Source organism: Streptomyces sp. NPDC093097 (assembly GCF_044754325.1).
Taxonomy (GTDB): Bacteria; Actinomycetota; Actinomycetes; order Streptomycetales; family Streptomycetaceae; genus Streptomyces.
On record NZ_JBIVOW010000005.1, the window covers coordinates 198,216 to 212,630 of the forward strand.

14 protein-coding genes are annotated in these 14,415 nt (G+C 69.6%); 6 read left to right on the forward strand and 8 right to left on the reverse strand.

Annotated features, from left to right (window positions below; genetic code table 11):
* Positions 1-61: 61 nt before the first annotated feature.
* From ACIQE0_RS10955 to ACIQE0_RS10970, 4 genes are all read right to left on the reverse strand, one after another.
* A complete protein-coding gene (locus ACIQE0_RS10955) occupies positions 62-1,456 on the reverse strand; it encodes an MFS transporter (RefSeq protein WP_402330690.1) in 1,395 nt (464 codons plus the stop codon).
* 373 nt (positions 1,457-1,829) lie between these two features.
* Entirely contained in the window at positions 1,830-2,330 is a 501-nt protein-coding gene (locus tag ACIQE0_RS10960) for a nucleoside deaminase (RefSeq protein WP_402330692.1), read from the reverse strand.
* Positions 2,331-2,477: 147 nt separating this feature from the next.
* Positions 2,478-2,948 (reverse strand): cyanase, encoded by a 471-nt coding sequence (gene cynS / locus ACIQE0_RS10965; protein WP_366335703.1) that lies wholly within the window; start codon positions 2,946-2,948, stop codon positions 2,478-2,480.
* 110 nt (positions 2,949-3,058) lie between these two features.
* Positions 3,059-3,646 carry a carbonic anhydrase gene (locus tag ACIQE0_RS10970; protein WP_402330694.1) on the reverse strand — a complete coding sequence of 196 codons (588 nt, stop codon included), beginning with the start codon at positions 3,644-3,646 and terminating at the stop codon, positions 3,059-3,061.
* A 124-nt stretch (positions 3,647-3,770) separates the two neighbouring features.
* Here ACIQE0_RS10970 and cynR point away from each other — a divergent pair, with 124 nt between their 5' ends.
* From cynR to ACIQE0_RS10985, 3 genes are all read left to right on the forward strand, one after another.
* Positions 3,771-4,679 (forward strand): transcriptional regulator CynR, encoded by a 909-nt coding sequence (gene cynR, locus ACIQE0_RS10975; protein ID WP_402330696.1) that lies wholly within the window; start codon positions 3,771-3,773, stop codon positions 4,677-4,679.
* A gap of 90 nt (positions 4,680-4,769) precedes the next feature.
* Complete coding sequence (locus tag ACIQE0_RS10980; protein ID WP_402330698.1) at positions 4,770-5,216, forward strand: hypothetical protein; 447 nt, start codon at positions 4,770-4,772, stop codon at positions 5,214-5,216.
* Positions 5,217-5,458: 242 nt separating this feature from the next.
* Complete coding sequence (locus tag ACIQE0_RS10985) at positions 5,459-6,355, forward strand: LysR family transcriptional regulator (protein WP_402330700.1); 897 nt, start codon at positions 5,459-5,461, stop codon at positions 6,353-6,355.
* A 73-nt stretch (positions 6,356-6,428) separates the two neighbouring features.
* On the opposite strand, the gene ACIQE0_RS10990 is transcribed toward ACIQE0_RS10985, so the two are convergent.
* On the reverse strand, positions 6,429-7,205 hold the full coding sequence (locus ACIQE0_RS10990) for an SDR family oxidoreductase (RefSeq protein WP_402330702.1): 777 nt from the start codon (positions 7,203-7,205) through the stop codon (positions 6,429-6,431).
* Positions 7,206-7,661: 456 nt separating this feature from the next.
* Between ACIQE0_RS10990 and ACIQE0_RS10995 the strand changes: the two genes are divergently transcribed.
* Genes ACIQE0_RS10995 through ACIQE0_RS11005 form a run of 3 tightly spaced genes read left to right on the forward strand, consistent with a single transcriptional unit; the run spans position 7,662 to position 11,802 of the window.
* Complete coding sequence (locus ACIQE0_RS10995) at positions 7,662-8,708, forward strand: tyrosine-type recombinase/integrase (RefSeq protein WP_402331053.1); 1,047 nt, start codon at positions 7,662-7,664, stop codon at positions 8,706-8,708.
* Entirely contained in the window at positions 8,705-11,236 is a 2,532-nt protein-coding gene (locus ACIQE0_RS11000) for a tyrosine-type recombinase/integrase (protein ID WP_402330704.1), read from the forward strand. Before ACIQE0_RS10995 ends, ACIQE0_RS11000 begins: the two co-directional genes overlap by 4 nt.
* Entirely contained in the window at positions 11,233-11,802 is a 570-nt protein-coding gene (locus ACIQE0_RS11005; RefSeq protein ID WP_402330706.1) for a DUF6262 family protein, read from the forward strand. The genes ACIQE0_RS11000 and ACIQE0_RS11005 overlap by 4 nt, the downstream gene beginning before the upstream one ends.
* A 64-nt stretch (positions 11,803-11,866) precedes the next feature.
* Here the strand turns inward: ACIQE0_RS11005 and ACIQE0_RS11010 are convergent, their stop codons facing one another.
* From ACIQE0_RS11010 to ACIQE0_RS11020, 3 genes are read right to left on the reverse strand one after another with little or no spacing between them, the layout of a single operon-like run.
* Positions 11,867-12,436 carry a hypothetical protein gene (locus ACIQE0_RS11010; RefSeq protein ID WP_402330708.1) on the reverse strand — a complete coding sequence of 190 codons (570 nt, stop codon included), beginning with the start codon at positions 12,434-12,436 and terminating at the stop codon, positions 11,867-11,869.
* Entirely contained in the window at positions 12,433-13,404 is a 972-nt protein-coding gene (locus ACIQE0_RS11015; protein ID WP_402330709.1) for a hypothetical protein, read from the reverse strand. Before ACIQE0_RS11015 ends, ACIQE0_RS11010 begins: the two co-directional genes overlap by 4 nt.
* On the reverse strand, positions 13,404-14,240 hold the full coding sequence (locus tag ACIQE0_RS11020; RefSeq protein WP_402330711.1) for a hypothetical protein: 837 nt from the start codon (positions 14,238-14,240) through the stop codon (positions 13,404-13,406). The genes ACIQE0_RS11015 and ACIQE0_RS11020 overlap by 1 nt, the downstream gene beginning before the upstream one ends.
* Positions 14,241-14,415: the final 175 nt, after the last annotated feature.

The following is a 14,415-nucleotide window of genomic DNA, read 5'->3' on the forward strand; positions in this document are numbered from 1 at the left end:
CTCCCCGACAGCGGCGGCTCCAGAGCGAGTTCGACGCGCGCTCCCCCTCAGCCGGTACCGGTCACGCACTCACCCGCGAAGCCTGCCGTCGGTGTCGGCCGGTCATGCTCGGTGCCGTGCCCGGCGGGGTGCTCCGGTGGGCGTGGTGCCGGGTGAGGGTGGCCAGGGCGGCGATGGTGAGGCCGCAGCCGGTGATGATCCACCAGGCGGGGCGGCTCGCGTGGTCGAACGTGGCGGCGGCGAAGCCGGTGGCGGGGAGGGTGGCGCCGATGACGGCGACACCGAGGGCGCTGCCGATCTGACGGCTGGTGGTGGTGATCGCGGAGGCCACGCCGGCCTGGCCGCGGGGCATGCCCGAGATGGCGGTGTGGGTGATGGGGGCGTTGACGAGCCCGAAGCCGATGCCGAAGAGGAGGTAGCAGGCCAGCAGGAGCGGGGTGTGCCGCTGAGCGCCGAGGAGGGCCAGGAGCCCGGCGAGGGTGGTGGCGGTGCCGGAGAGCATCAGCGGCAGGTGGGAGCCACGGGTGGCGGTGAGGTGTCCGGCCAGGGGCGGGCAGGCGATGGTCATGGCGGCCATGGGCAGCAGGTAGCTGCCGGCCTGCCAGGCATCCAGGCCGCGGGCGTCCTGGAGGTCGAGGGCAGCGAGGAAGAGGAAGCCGCTCAGGGCCGCGAAGGCGCACACCGCGCTGAGGGCGGACGCGGTGAACGGGGGCTGGCGGAAGAAGCGCAGTTCGATCAGCGGCTCGCGCTGGGCGAGCTCGGCGGCGATCAGTGCGGGCAGTGCCACGGCGGCGGTGACGGCGCAGGCCAGGACCTGGGCTGAGGTCCAGCCGGAGACCGGGCCCTGGATGACCGCGTAGACGGTCGTGGCCAGCAGCACGATGACCAGCAGCTGGCCGAGTGCGTCCGGACGGCGGGGCCGCGGGGCGCGGGACTCGGGCACCTGGCCGGTCAGGGCCAGTGCGAGGAGGCCGACGGGCAGGTTGATCAGGAAGATCCAGCGCCAGCCGGCCGTGTCGACCAGTAGCCCGCCGAGCAGGGGCCCGACAGCCATGGTGATGCCCTGGACCGCGCTCCAGATGCCGATGGCGCGGGCGCGTTCGCGGCGGTCGGTGAAGACATTGGTGAGGAGGGCCATGGCGACGGGGGTCAGCATGCAGCCGCCGACGGCCTGGAGAGCGCGGAAGGCGATGAGCCAGCCGAGGGTGGGAGCCAGGGAGCACAGCAGGGAGGCGGTGGTGAACAGGGCGAGCCCGGCGCGGAAGACGCGGCGGCGGCCTATGCGGTCACCGGTCGAACCGGCGAGCAGCAGCAGGGCGGAGAGCACGACGAGGTAGGCGTCGACGATCCACTGCAGTCCGGCGGTGGAGGCGCCGAAGTCGCGCCGGATGGCCGGCAGTGCGGTGTTCAGGGCCGTGTTGTCGAGGCTGACGAGGAACAGGGCTGAACAGCACACGGCAAGGACCAGAAGCCGCCGCCTCGGGGACAACTCGGACACAGCACCACCTTGGGAAGGAACACGTCGGGACGGGTTCGGGACGGATCGTGGGAGCGGACAGGGAACAGACGGGAGACGGCGGCGGTGCACCGGTCCCTGGCCGCAAGGCGTGGGATCGGTGCACCGCCGGGGTTGACCGGCGCAGGAGTTGGCCGGTGGCTGCGAGGTGGTCGAGGACGTCACGGGCGGTGGCGCCGGCGCGGGAGCGGTCGCCGTGGTGGAAGTGGGCGATCTCCTCGGTCTCCCCGCACGGGGTGGGGTGCCGGTGGGTGCGGCGGTGCGGCACACCGTGCGCATGATCGTCCCGGCGGGCTTGCCGTCGGCCGGGGCCTCAGCCGGCGGCCGGGACACCCGCGACGCGGCGCTCGCCGCCGTTGCGCTCCTGCCAGAACCGGTACACCTCGACGGCGTCCTCGCGCTCCTCGTAGCGCATCGGCATCCGGCGGTCCTGCCAGGGCTTGGCGAACTCGTCGTAGAAGGTGTTCAGTTCGAAGTACTTGCGGTCGTCGACGTAGTGGGGCTCGTAGGCGTCGCGGGTGGTCAGGAAGACGACCTCGGCCGGCGAGCAGTAGTACAGCGAGCCCAGGCACATCGGGCAGGGGTGGGCCAGGACGTAGATGGTGGTGTCGGTCAGGTGCTCGGTGCCCAGCTTCATGCAGGCCTCGCGGATGGCGAGGATCTCCGCGTGGGCGGTGGGGTCATTGGTCTGGGCGACCTTGTTGGGGCTCTCGGCGAGGATCTCGCCGTCCTTGACGATGACGGTCGCGAACGGGCGGCCGCCCTCGGCGACGTTCTGACGGGCGATGTCGATGGTGCGCTGGGCGAAGTCCATGAAAGAACCTCCAAAGAAGGAAGGGGAGATGCGAGGCCGCCGGCGGGCGGCTTCGCGGGGGTCGGGAACGAAGCGGGGCGGGCTGGGAGACTGTCTCCGGCCCGCCCCGCTGCCGTCCGTCTACGACGCCGTATCGGCGCCGGATCGTCAGAAGGGCTTGGTCGGCAGGTACTTGCCGTCCAGGGTGATGACGGCGCGCTCGCCGCCCTCGGGGTCGGCGACCTTCTTCACGTCCAGCTTGAAGTTGATCGCGGAGATGATGCCGTCGCCGAACTCCTCGTGGACCAGGGCCTTGAGGGTCGTGCCGTAGACCTGGAGCATCTCGTAGAAGCGGTACATCGTCGGGTCGGTCGGAATCCGGTTCGGCATCGAGCCACGGACCGGGACGGTCTGCAGCAGCATCACCGCATCGTCATCCAGGCCCAGCAGCTCGGCGACCGCCTTGGCGGACTCCTCCGGCAGCGGGTGCTGGCCGAGAACGGCGGCGGTGGTGAAGGCCACCGACAGGCCCGAGACCTCGGCGATCTGCTTCCAGGACAGGTTCTTGCGGATCTTGGCCTCGACGGCGGCGTCGGCCAGCGCCTCGCGAGCGCTCTGGTTGAACTGGGCGTGCACCATGATCAGTACGTCCTTTTCTCAGGTGGGCCACTTCACGACGTGGGGTGGAGTGGCGGGTGGGGTGGGAAGGGGCTCCCGGCAGGCCGGCCTGGGCGGGCGAGCCGGGTGGGTCAAGCCCCGAGCCCGGAGCCGGTGGCGGTGAGGTTTTCGACGCGACCGGTGGGGATGTCGAAGACCCAGCCGTGCAGGGCGACCGTGCCCTCCGCCAGGGCCTTGGCGACCGAGGGGTGGGTGGCCAGGTTCGTCAGCTGGGCGAGCACGTTCTGCCGCACCAGGGCGGGAACGTCACCGTCGCCGGCGGTCCGGGCCACCGAGGCGTCCGCGAGCCGCAGCCAGTCGGCGACCGCCGGGGCGCCGCTGAGGTCGTGGCCCTCGGCCAGAGCGGTCATCGCACCGCACGCGGAGTGACCGCAGACGACGATGTCCTTCACGCCCAGTGCGGCAACGGCGTACTCGATACTCGCCGCGACGCCGTCGGTCCCGGCGGTGTAGGCGGGCACCAGGTTGCCTGCGGTGCGGATGACGAACAGGTCGCCCGGCTCCGTGCCGGTGATCAACTCCGGGACGACGCGGGCATCAGAGCAGCTGATGAACAGCGTGTCCGGCGTGTGATGCGTGGCCAGACGGGCGAAGAGCTCCGCCTTGTCCGGGAAGACGTCCCGCTGGAAACGGGTGACGCCCTCAACGAGGTCCTGCATGGTCACTCCTCTCGGTGGTGATCAGCCCCTGTGGGCTGGTGAGATCCACCATGCATGACCTGGACCTATAGAGTCCAAGAGTTGCTGACCATATAAGCCATCGACCGCATCTATAGTTGCTCCCATGTCCGCTCCCGAACTGCGTCACCTGCGCTATCTGCTCGCCGTGGCCGAACACGGCAACTTCACCCGCGCCGCCGAGGAACTGCACATCTCCCAGCCCACGCTCTCCCAGCAGATCAAACAGCTGGAGCGGACCCTGGGCGTGCAGCTACTGGACCGCACCGGCCGCACGGTACGGCTCACCGACGCCGGTGCCGTCTACGCCGACCACGCGCAGCGCGCACTGCGCGACCTGGCCACTGCCGAACGCGCCGTCCACGACGTCCAGGACCTCTCCCGCGGCCATCTGCGCCTCGGCGTCACCCCCACCTTCACCGCCTACCTCGTCGGCCCCCTCACCGCCGAGCTCCACACCCGCCACCCCGGCATCGGCCTCACCCTGGTGGAGATGACCCAGGACCGCATCGAAGCGGCCCTGCTCGCCGACGACCTCGACCTCGGCATCGCCTTCGCCGGCACCCACCTGTCCGGCATCACCCCCACCGCGCTGTTCACCGAGACCCTCACCCTGGTCGCCGGCGCCTCACACGCCCAGGCGATGCCGGATCTCCTACCGGTCCGCGCCCTCAAGGACAAGCAACTCGCCTTGCTCAGCGCCGACTTCGCCACCCGTGGCCACATCGACGACTACTTCACCCACCACCGGGCCGCCCCCCGCATCACGGTCGAGGCCAACTCCATCCAGGCCCTCACCGAAATCGTCCAGCGCACCCCGCTCGTCACCGTCCTGCCCGACGCCCTCACCCACGACCACCCCCACCTCAGCCCCGTCCCCCTCGACCCGCCCCTCCCGACCCGCACCGTCACCCTCCTCCACCGCGAGGGCGCCTACCGAAGCGCCGCCACCCGCGCCTTCACCGACCTCACGCACGACCTCGTCCGCAGGCGCGGCTACACCCCGCCCCGGTGAACCAGCCGCCCCACCCGACTCAACGGGAGCCGCGCCGGCCACTTCTTCACCGCCTATCGGCGGACTGGTGCGTGGCACTAATCTGACGTGGTGTCCAGCGAACCTGAGTCCGAGTCGTCCGGGTCGGAAGCATCCTCTGAGGCAAGTCCTGATGATCGACCGAGCCCGACGGTCAACACCCAGGGCGGCACCGAGGGAACTGTCGTCACGGGTGACACCGACGGCACCCGCGGACCCATCGCAGGCAGCGCGCCCGGCGGCGTCGTCGAACTCGCCGCAAGCGCGGGGGCGATGGCCACGGCGGCCGGCGTCGTGGCCAAGGCGCGGATCGAGAAGCGGGCCGAGGTGCGCAAGGCCGAGATCGAGGCGGAGACCAGGCGTCTTGAGATCCAGGCGGAGACCCAGCGCGTCCAGGTCCACGAGGCCGAGGAGACCGAGCGCGAGCGCATCCGCCAGCAGCAGCACGAATCGTCGACTGAGGCGTCCCAGGCGTCGCCGAGGCCACGGTGGTGGCGCCGGGGAAACAGAAGTTCCTGAACTCGCCCGTCATGCCCTCCGCGCGGCCGGGTGGCGTCATGCTGCGACTGCGGCACCTCCAACCGCCATGGTGCGCGCGCGAGTTCCCCGACGATGCCTGGCCCTTCGACGACGATGGGCCGGAATCTTCGCGCCGAGCCTCAGCGGTCGCTCGGGAATCTCCGCCGGCGGAACTGAGTTACCTGCCACGTCAACGATGACGACGGGGACCGCGGTCCGCCGCGGGAAGGGGACCGGAGCCGATGAGCCTTCGCCAGTTCGAGTACGCCCTGGCCGTTGCCGAGGAGGGCTCGGTGACGGCGGCGGCGGAGCTGCTGCACGTCGCTCAGCCCTCGGTGTCCCAGCAGATCCGCGGCCTGGAGCGGGAACTCGGCGTGGAACTGTTCGCCCGCACACCGACCGGACTGGTGCCCACCGTGGTCGGCCGCGCGTTCCTGCGGGACGCGGAGGCCGCGGTGAGCGCGGCGCGGCGGGCGCGGGCGACCGCGCGGGCCGGCGCCGACGAGCTGGTGGGCGAGCTGGCGATCGCGGTGCAGATGGGCTTCGGCACACGGCAACTGCCCGGCGCGCTGGGCGCGCTGCGTCGCCGCTCCCCGCGGCTGGAGGTCACCGTCTTCGAGGAGCCGAGCTCCGCCGAACTGGAGCGGCTGTGCCGCCGCGGCGTGCTGGACCTCGCCCTGATGGCGGCCTGCGAGCGGAGCCCCGCCGACGCCCACCACCTCGGCGACGAGGAGTTCGTCGTGGTGGTGGGCGCCGAGCACCCGCAACTCGCCGCTGACCGTGTCGAGTTGCGCGCACTGGAGGGCGAGCCGTGGGTGAGGTTCGACCGCGACAGCGCGCTCGACGGCGTGCTGCTGAACGTGCTGCGGGAGCACGATCCGACCCCGACCACGGCCGCCCGGGTGACCCAGACGGCGACGGCCGTGCGCTGGGCCGCGCAAGGGCTGGGGGTGACGCTCGTCCCTGCCTCCACGGTGCCCCACGGTTACGAGCACCTCGCGCGCCCGGTGTTCCCGGTCGTGTCCCAGCCCGTCATCGCCGTGGTCCGGCGGGGCGCGGGCCCGGCGGAGACGGCCCTGCTCGAACTCCTGCGCAAGGAAACCTGGTCCGATTCCGCTTTCTTCTCACCGGTGCCCTGAGGGGCCGGCGAGAAGAAAGCGGGCGCCGCTGAATTCCTTTTGCCGACAACGGCGTTCCGGAATGCAGCCGGCGTCACCCCCTGGGGAATTCACCGCCGTCCACGACGAGATTGCTCCCGGTCAGCCAACTCGCCCGGTCGGACACGAGGAACAGCACCGCCTGGGCGATGTCGTCGGGCTGACCCTCGCGCCCCAACGGCGGGGTGTCGTCGGCGTTGGTCTGGCCCGGCGCCACGGACAGGCGCGCCCACTGCTCCCGTGTGGTTTCGCCGCCGGGGGTCGCGGTCCTGCCGGGGCTCACGGTGTTGACCCGGATTCCGTGCGGGGCCAGTTCCAGGGACAGTCCCCGGCTGTAGTTCTCCAGCGCCGCCTTCGCCGTCGTGTAATGCAGGAACGGCCCCATGGGGGTGAGGACCGCGGCCGAGGAGACGTGCACGATCATCCCCGATCGCCGGTCCCGCATCCCCGGTACCAGCAGTGAGTCCAGCCGCACCGACGCCAGGAAGTTCAGTTCCAGCGCCTCCTGCCACTCCTCGTCGGGAATGGCCGAGGCGTCCTTGTACGGTCGCGCCCCACCCACGTTGTGGACCAGGATGTCCACCCCGCCGAGTTCCTCCTGCACGGCCGCGGCGAGCGCCTCCGCTCCGGCCCGGGTCCGCACGTCGGCCTCGACGAACGTGGCCCCCTCCGGCACCGCGGTCGTCGCCGACCTGGCGGTCGTGAGCACCTCGGCGCCCGCGTCCAGGAGTTGGCGCACGACGGCCGCTCCGATTCCGCGCGAACCGCCCGTGACCAGCGCCCGCTTTCCCGCGAGTTCCCGCGCTCCCGATCCGTTCTCGATCGTGGTCATGCCACCGGTCCTTTCGATTGCGTCATTGTCCGCTCGACGGAAGAAGGGTCAATATCCGCAGAGCGCGAATCTTCCGAGAATTCGCGGTGCGCGCCTCATCGAGCTGTTTCACGGTAGGTCCGGAAAAGAGCGCGAGGCAAAGACGAAATGTCAGCAGGCGCCATAGGGAGTTCCTATGGCGTCCGGTCATCTCTCCCGGCCTCTCCGCCGGTTGGCACTTTCCAACCCGCCGGGTGGGTTGGTTATCTTGGGTACCTGAATAGTGTCAGGCATGTAAGGCAAGTAAGATAGTTCTGTACTTGCCTTAACGGTATCCAAGGGGTGTTAGGCACGTTGGCTACGTCTGCTGTCCTGTGCCGGCCTTACCGAGCTGAGCGGGCAATATCGGGGGACGGATCCACGCACTGGGTCGTCGTCAACGAAGCCTTTGAGCTGCACATCGAGGCGTGTGCCTGGCTGGCAGGGCTCAAGAGCAACGACCGGGCCTACAACACCCAACGCACGTATGCGGGCCGGATCGCCCTGTATCTGTCGTACTGCACCGAGAGCGCGATCGACTGGACGCGCCCCTCCTTGGCTCAACTGATGGCGTTGATGCGGTGGTTGGTCGATGAGCCGCTGCCGCCGAAGGGCCGTCGCCCGGCTGCTGTTCCGCGCTTTCGTGACAAGGGCACGGCGAACAAGGTCATGGGGTCGGTCGGGGAGTTCCTGACGTGGTCCGCGCTTCAGGGCTGGGTGCCGGCGAGTGTGGTGAGCCAGCTCGTCCAGCCGAAGTTCCTGCACTACGCCCCGTCCGGGTTCGATCCGGGCGAGGACGGCCAGCACCGCACGATCCAGGCCCGACGGATCAAGTACCGCGTCGCGGTGCCGGGTTACGAGTGGCTCTCCGATGACCAGATCGAGAAGGTCCTCGGCTGCACGACGCACGCCCGCGACCGGTTCCTGGTGGCCCTTCTGGCGGTCACTGGCATGCGCATCGGCGAGGGCCTGGGGCTGCGTCGCGAGGACATGCACTTCCTGCCCGACTCGACCTTGCTGGGCTGCCGGGTCGCCGGGCCGCACGTGCATGTGCGGCGCCGTCTGAACAGCAACAACGCCTATGCCAAGTCGCACTATCCGCGGTGGATTCCGGTGGAGGCCGACACTGTGGAGCTGTACGCCGCCTACCGCTACGAGCGCGACGCGGTACCGGAGGCCGAGGGCTGCGACATGGTGTTCGTGAACCTGTTCCGTACCCCGCTCGGCGAGCCGATGAAGTACCCCAGCACGTATGAGCTGTTCAAGCGGCTCGCCGCTCGCGCTGGTTTCCGTGCCCGCCCCCACATGCTGCGGCATTCGGCGATCACCCGGTGGCTGCGTTCGGGGGTGCCGCGGGATGTGGCCCAGAACATGGCCGGACATCAGCCGCCGCAGTCGATGGACCCCTACACCCACGCAACCGACCAGGACAAGCGCGATGCCGTCAAGCTGGTGGCCGCCAAGCGGAAGGAAGCCTGTCAGTGACGGTGTCCGGCAACGTCGTCCCGTTCCACCAGCCCCGGCGGGATGCTGACCAGGCAGCCAACGCTCTGCCGCCGAAGGTCCTTACCGAGTGGAGCGCGTGGCTGCGCGAACGGATCGAAACGGGCTGGCGGCCCGGCGAATGGGACCGCGACGCCCACCTGTTCAGCGGCGATGTCGACCACGCGGGCACGGCCGTCTACCGGTGCGATGTGGCCGCCTGTGACGCGCTCACCCGCACCCGGCGGGGCCTGTGCGCCACCTGCGAAAAGGCCCGCCGCGACAGTAGCTCGGGGCTGAAGGAGTTCAAGGCCGCCTACGTGCCGGACCGCAATCGGGCGGTCTCCGGCGAACGGGCCGACTGCCGCGTTCAGGGGTGTCCGCGGGACTCGGTCCTGTGGGGCCTGTGCAATGCGCACGGCACGCTGCGGCACAGGGACCTGCAGCGTGACCCCGACTCCGGGCTGGAGACGTGGATCGAGCGGCAGACGCCGTACCCGCCGGCGCCCGCCTGCCTTGTTGCGGGCTGTCGCTACGACGCGAGGGCCACTTGGGGGCTTTGCGGCATACACCACAGCCGTTGGAAGAAGGCCGCGTCTGTCTTCCGAGGACGGCGGTCCGCGCCGAACTCGGCGTGGCTGGAGCGGCAGGCACCGTTCCTGAACGTCCACCAGTTCTCTCTGGCTCCGCTGCATCCGGTGGTCCGTCTGGAGATGCTGTACGCGCTGCAACTGCGCGACGAGCGCGGCCAGAAGATCGACCCGGTGGCCGTCCGGCAGGCTGTCGCGCACCTCGTGGAGCGGGTCGATTCCATCGCCACCGCGACCACGGAACAGTTGCCGAGCGGGACGCAGGCGAATGTGGACGCTCTGGTGCGCGAGACGCACCGTGTCCTGCGCTCGGCGTTCGAGCGTTTCGAGGGTGTCGACCCGACCAGCAGGGACGTGCTGGACATGTCTGAACTCGGGGTCAAGAGCCTGCGTGGTGGCACCACTCATCGGCCGCTCGGCCTGGACGTGACAGGCATCCGCCAGCCGTGGCTCCGGGAGATCCTGGTCACCTTCATCGCCGAGACGAAGCCGAACACCACCGAGGCGAGACGGGGGCTGCGGGTGTGTGCGGCGGTCTCCCGGGCCCTGGATGCCCGGCCGGGTGGTGGCGTGGACCCGGCCAAGCTGGTGTTCGCCGATATGAACGCCGTGGTCGACACCTTCCGCGTGCTGCCCAAGCTGGACGGCGGGGCCATGTCGAGCAAGCAGCGCGGTGCCCTGCTGTCGTTCTTCTTCAAGATTCTCGACTACAGCCGGGCCGCGGGGCATCTGGACGGCATGTCCGCGAGCTTCGCGAGGCACTCCAGCCACGTCGTCAAGGCCGAGGAGGTCGATGAGGATGATGTCGGCAAGGCCCTGCCTGAGTCGCTCATTGCCCAACTCGACGACTGTGTGGACCTGCTGGGGCAGGGAGTGACGCACGGGAAGATGACGTCTGAGCAAGTCCGCGCCATGGCCCGCGCGGTCTACGAGCTGCTGCGGGACACCGGCCGGCGCCCTTATGAGATCGCCGAGCTGCGGACGGACTGCCTCGAACACGCCGATGGTGAATGGCTGCTGATCTGGGACAACCGCAAGGGGCGGCGCCTGAACCGGCGCCTGGAGCTTGAGCGCGGCACCGTGGAGACCATCCGCACCTGGCGGGCCGTGCGTGACACGCTCGACCTGCCCACGGGCAGCGAAGGGTTCCTGTTCCCGCCAGCCGGCGAGAACGGCAAGATCCGTCACCTGGGACCTGAGCAGATCGCGCCGATGATCCGCAAGTGGGCCGACAGTGTCCCCGTCCTGCTGTCCGAGGAGTTCGACCGGGACGGCGACCGGGTGCCGTTCGACCGCTCGCTGATCTACCCGTACGCCTTCCGTCACTCGTTCTGCCAGCGGTACGCGGACGCGGGGGTGCGTATTGAGGTGCTGCGCGAGCTGATGGACCACAAATCCATGCAAACCACTCAGCGGTACTACAGGATCAGTCACAAGCGGAAGCGGGAGGCGGTCAATGTGATGCGCCTGCACACCGTGGACCGCAGGGGCAAGTCGGCGCCGATGGCCTCGGCGACCGCGTATGAGGCCCGCTCGGTGGCGGTTCCGTTTGGCAACTGTACCGAACCGTCCAACGTCAAGGCGGGCGGAAAGGCATGCCCGATCCGCTTCCAGTGCGCCGCCTGCCCCTTCTACCGGCCGGACCCGTCCTATCTGCCCGTCATCGAGGACCACATCCACTCGCTGAAGGCCGACAAGGAGATGGCGGTCATGATGGAGGCGGACGAGTTCGTGGTGAGGAACCTGGACGACCAGATCACGGCCTTCAAGGGGACCGTCGAGACATTGCGGAAGCTGATGGAAACCATGGGGCAGGACGAGCGGGACGAGGTCGAGGAGGCATCGGCCGTCCTGCGCAAGGTGAGGGCCGTCCACGGGCACGGCACAGTGTCGCTGCCCATGCCCGGTTTCCCCGGCCAGCGGGGCGGGAGCACGGCATGAGCGAGGCGAAACGCACCCCCGGCGACGTGCTGCGCGAGACCCGCAAGAAGGACAGCCTGACCAAGCGGGCCACGGTGCTGGCCACGGTGGACGCGATGAAGGCCAGGGGCGAGACGGTCACCTTCCTCGCCGTCGCCCGCACCGCCGGCGTGTCCAGGTGGCTCGTCTACGCCGAAGGGGTGCGTGAGCACGTCGAGGCCGCAATGAAGAGCCAGGCCAGGGCCGGCCGCCGCACGAAGCAGGCCGGCCGGGACGCCTCCGCGGCGAGCCTGGCCACCGACCTGGCCCTGGTCCGCGAGGAGAACAAGGCCCTGCGCGAGGAGCGCGACCGCCTCAAGAAGGCCGTCCAGCGCTCGCTGGGCACCCAGCTCGACCAGGCTGGGACCAAGGAGCTGACCGCGCGGGTCAACGAGCTTCTGGCGGCGGTGGAACGGACCGCTCTGGAACGCGACGAGATACGCGCCGAACGGGACGAGCTCAAGCGCAAGCTCACCGAGGCCGAGGACGATCTGGCCGCCGCTCGGGCCGCGGGCAAGGAGATGTTCAAGCGGATCAACCGCACCTGACCCGGCGCGATACGACGCGGCCCGGCGGCGAGAGCCGCCGGGCCGTTGGGCACACCGGGGAAGGTCAGGCCGAGGCGGCGGAGGGGCCCGAGGTCAGCTCGGCGATCTGGGCCTCCAGGTCCGCGATCCGCTCGGCCTGGCGGCGCATGGTTCCCTGGTTTTGGACGACCTTGCTGCCCAGCCTCTCCACGCCGCTGAAGGTGCGGATGCCGCCTTCGGCGGCATCCGCCATCTGCCCGAACGCTTCACGGTCGAGGCTGTTGGGGTTGTGGGCCTCGAAGGTGCAGGCCCGGTGCATGTCGCCCATGTACGCGACGGCCTTGCGGCAGGCGAGCAACGCGTCACGGGCGCCGAACTCGTCGCCCTGGCCGGACTTGTGGAACCGGGTCACCCTCGCACCGCGCTTGAGCGGATCGCGCGACGGCATGAACTGCTCCAGCCGGTGGCCGAGTTCGTGGGCCGCTGCGCGGGCCTTTGGCACCGCACGCCGCAGGCGGCGGTCGGGGATGCCGGTGCCGCGGGAGATGTCCGCGTAGGACAGTTCACGGCCCGCGTTGGGCCCGAGCCACAGCAGGACATCGATGGCGTCCTGCTCCAGCCGGGAGGGGGCGTCGCTGTCGAGTTTGGGGCTCACCGAAGCTTCTTCTCACTCTCGTCCAGGAACACTTGCAGAGCGTCGTCGTTCAGCGCCGTATAAGGGCTGGCGGCCAGGTCGCGGATGAAGGCGATGGCCGCCTCTGAAGAGGTGCACAGGTCTGTGATGGCTCGGCTGCGGTCGCCGGTGAAGTGGATCTGGTGACGCTGCAGCAACGACAACGCCCGCAGCGTGGCGAGGCGGACCTCGGTCATCTCGGTGAAGACCTGCAGAGCCACATCCGGGTCGGGCTGTTCCCGCGATGTGGTGCGGACCGCCCGCTCGACTTCGAGGGCTTCCGGGTCCCGGGCCTCGGCGTGCGCTTCCTCGGCATCGAACTCGCGGTCGCTTTCCTCGGCCGTCTGGCGGGCTGCGGCACGGTCTTCGAGGTCCGCCTGTGTCTCGCGGCGCTCGAACTCCTCGATGGCCTCCTTGGCAGCAGCTCGGGCGGTGGGATCGGCCAGGATCGCGGTCTTCAGAGCTTTCGGCTGCTGAGCTACGTAGACCGGGGAGCCGGGCTTGATGCCCGCCCGTTCGGCCTCCTGCTCGATCGCCTGCCGTCGCTCGCCGTTGTTCATGCGGGCCTCGTAGCTGCGGTAGTAGCCGTGCTCGCCGAAGAACGGCACCTCCTCCTCGTCCGGCAGCTCGACGTGGACGCCGGGCGTGAGGTCGTGGACCGGCGGAACAACGCCGTCCGCAGCCGCACGCTTCCATGCCTCGTGAAAGGCCATGATCCGCTTGGCGGAGCTCCTCGACCTGCGAGCGAACTCCCGTGCACTGATGCGTCGGAAGACTTTGTTTCGGCCGAAACGAGGTTGCAGGTCCGTCCGTTCGCCCTGTCCCTCGCGCGGCTCGACGCGGCGGGCGATCAAGAGCGCTCGGGCCCAGCCCCCTTTGCGGTCGTGGGTGGCGAACTCCTCAATGTCAGCGTTGAGGCGGTCTTCGCCGTCGTCTGCGGCCGGCTCCATCACACACCCACCAGATCGCGGGTCTCGGCCCGGCCAGCGGCAGCCGGCTCGTCGTCGAGGACCCTGACCCTGATCCACGTGGCGAGGACGTCCAAGGTCCCCAGGACTTCCTTGGAGGCGGCCTTCTGTTCTTCGGTGAAGGCCAGCGAGGCGGAGGGCGGGTAGCGGCTCATGAAGGCGGCTCCCTGGTCGCTGAGCCGTACCAGGTCGCGGGCCACGGCCGCGGCCTTGTCGGGCCTGCCTCCGCTGCGCCCCGGGCCGCGGGTCTCGCGGTCCCGGCGGCGCTTTTCGTCCATGACCCGCTTGAGGGCGTCGTGCACCTCAGCCTTCTTCTCCACCAGGTCCCGAAGAGCCTGGTCACGCTCCTGGGGTGGCAGGGAGCCGAGATAGTCGCCCAGGGTTGTGCCGCTGGAGGGATCCAGCAGGTCCTGCAAGGCCGGCTCCGTCCCCAGGGCACGGCGGTACTGGGGCACGCTGACGCGGCCCGCACCCGCCTCGCGCGCTTGCTCCAGCAGCGAGCGGAGCGTGCTGTAGCCCTCGTCGTACGGCTTGCCGGACGGCGCCAGGCGGGCCCCCTCGCGAAGCGCGCTGTAGCTGACGTGGACGCCGCTGTCGGCCACGAGCTGCCGCACCGGCGGGGTGCACATGCGGGCAGTGTGGCGGTACTGGCGGGCGGTCCGCGTGTTCAGGCTGATCTCATCGCAGTACCGGTCGAAGGCACTGTCCTGTCCCGCGACCGTGACGGACAGCAGCTTGTCGCCGATCACTAACCGGTTCTCGCGGCCGTCGTCCATCAGCCGACGGCCCTCGCACACGTCCTGGTCTGTGTAGCTCATACGGATTCCTCACTGAACCGATAAGGCGAGCGCACAGAGTAATCAGATGAACGCGTACCGTTTGATCTTCCATGGTGCTTTGAGATGTGCCGTGTTGACGCTCACCGGCGCCGATCAGCACAGTTGGGACGTCAAGTCATGACGGGGTTTCACTCGTGCCGGTGACACGGCATCA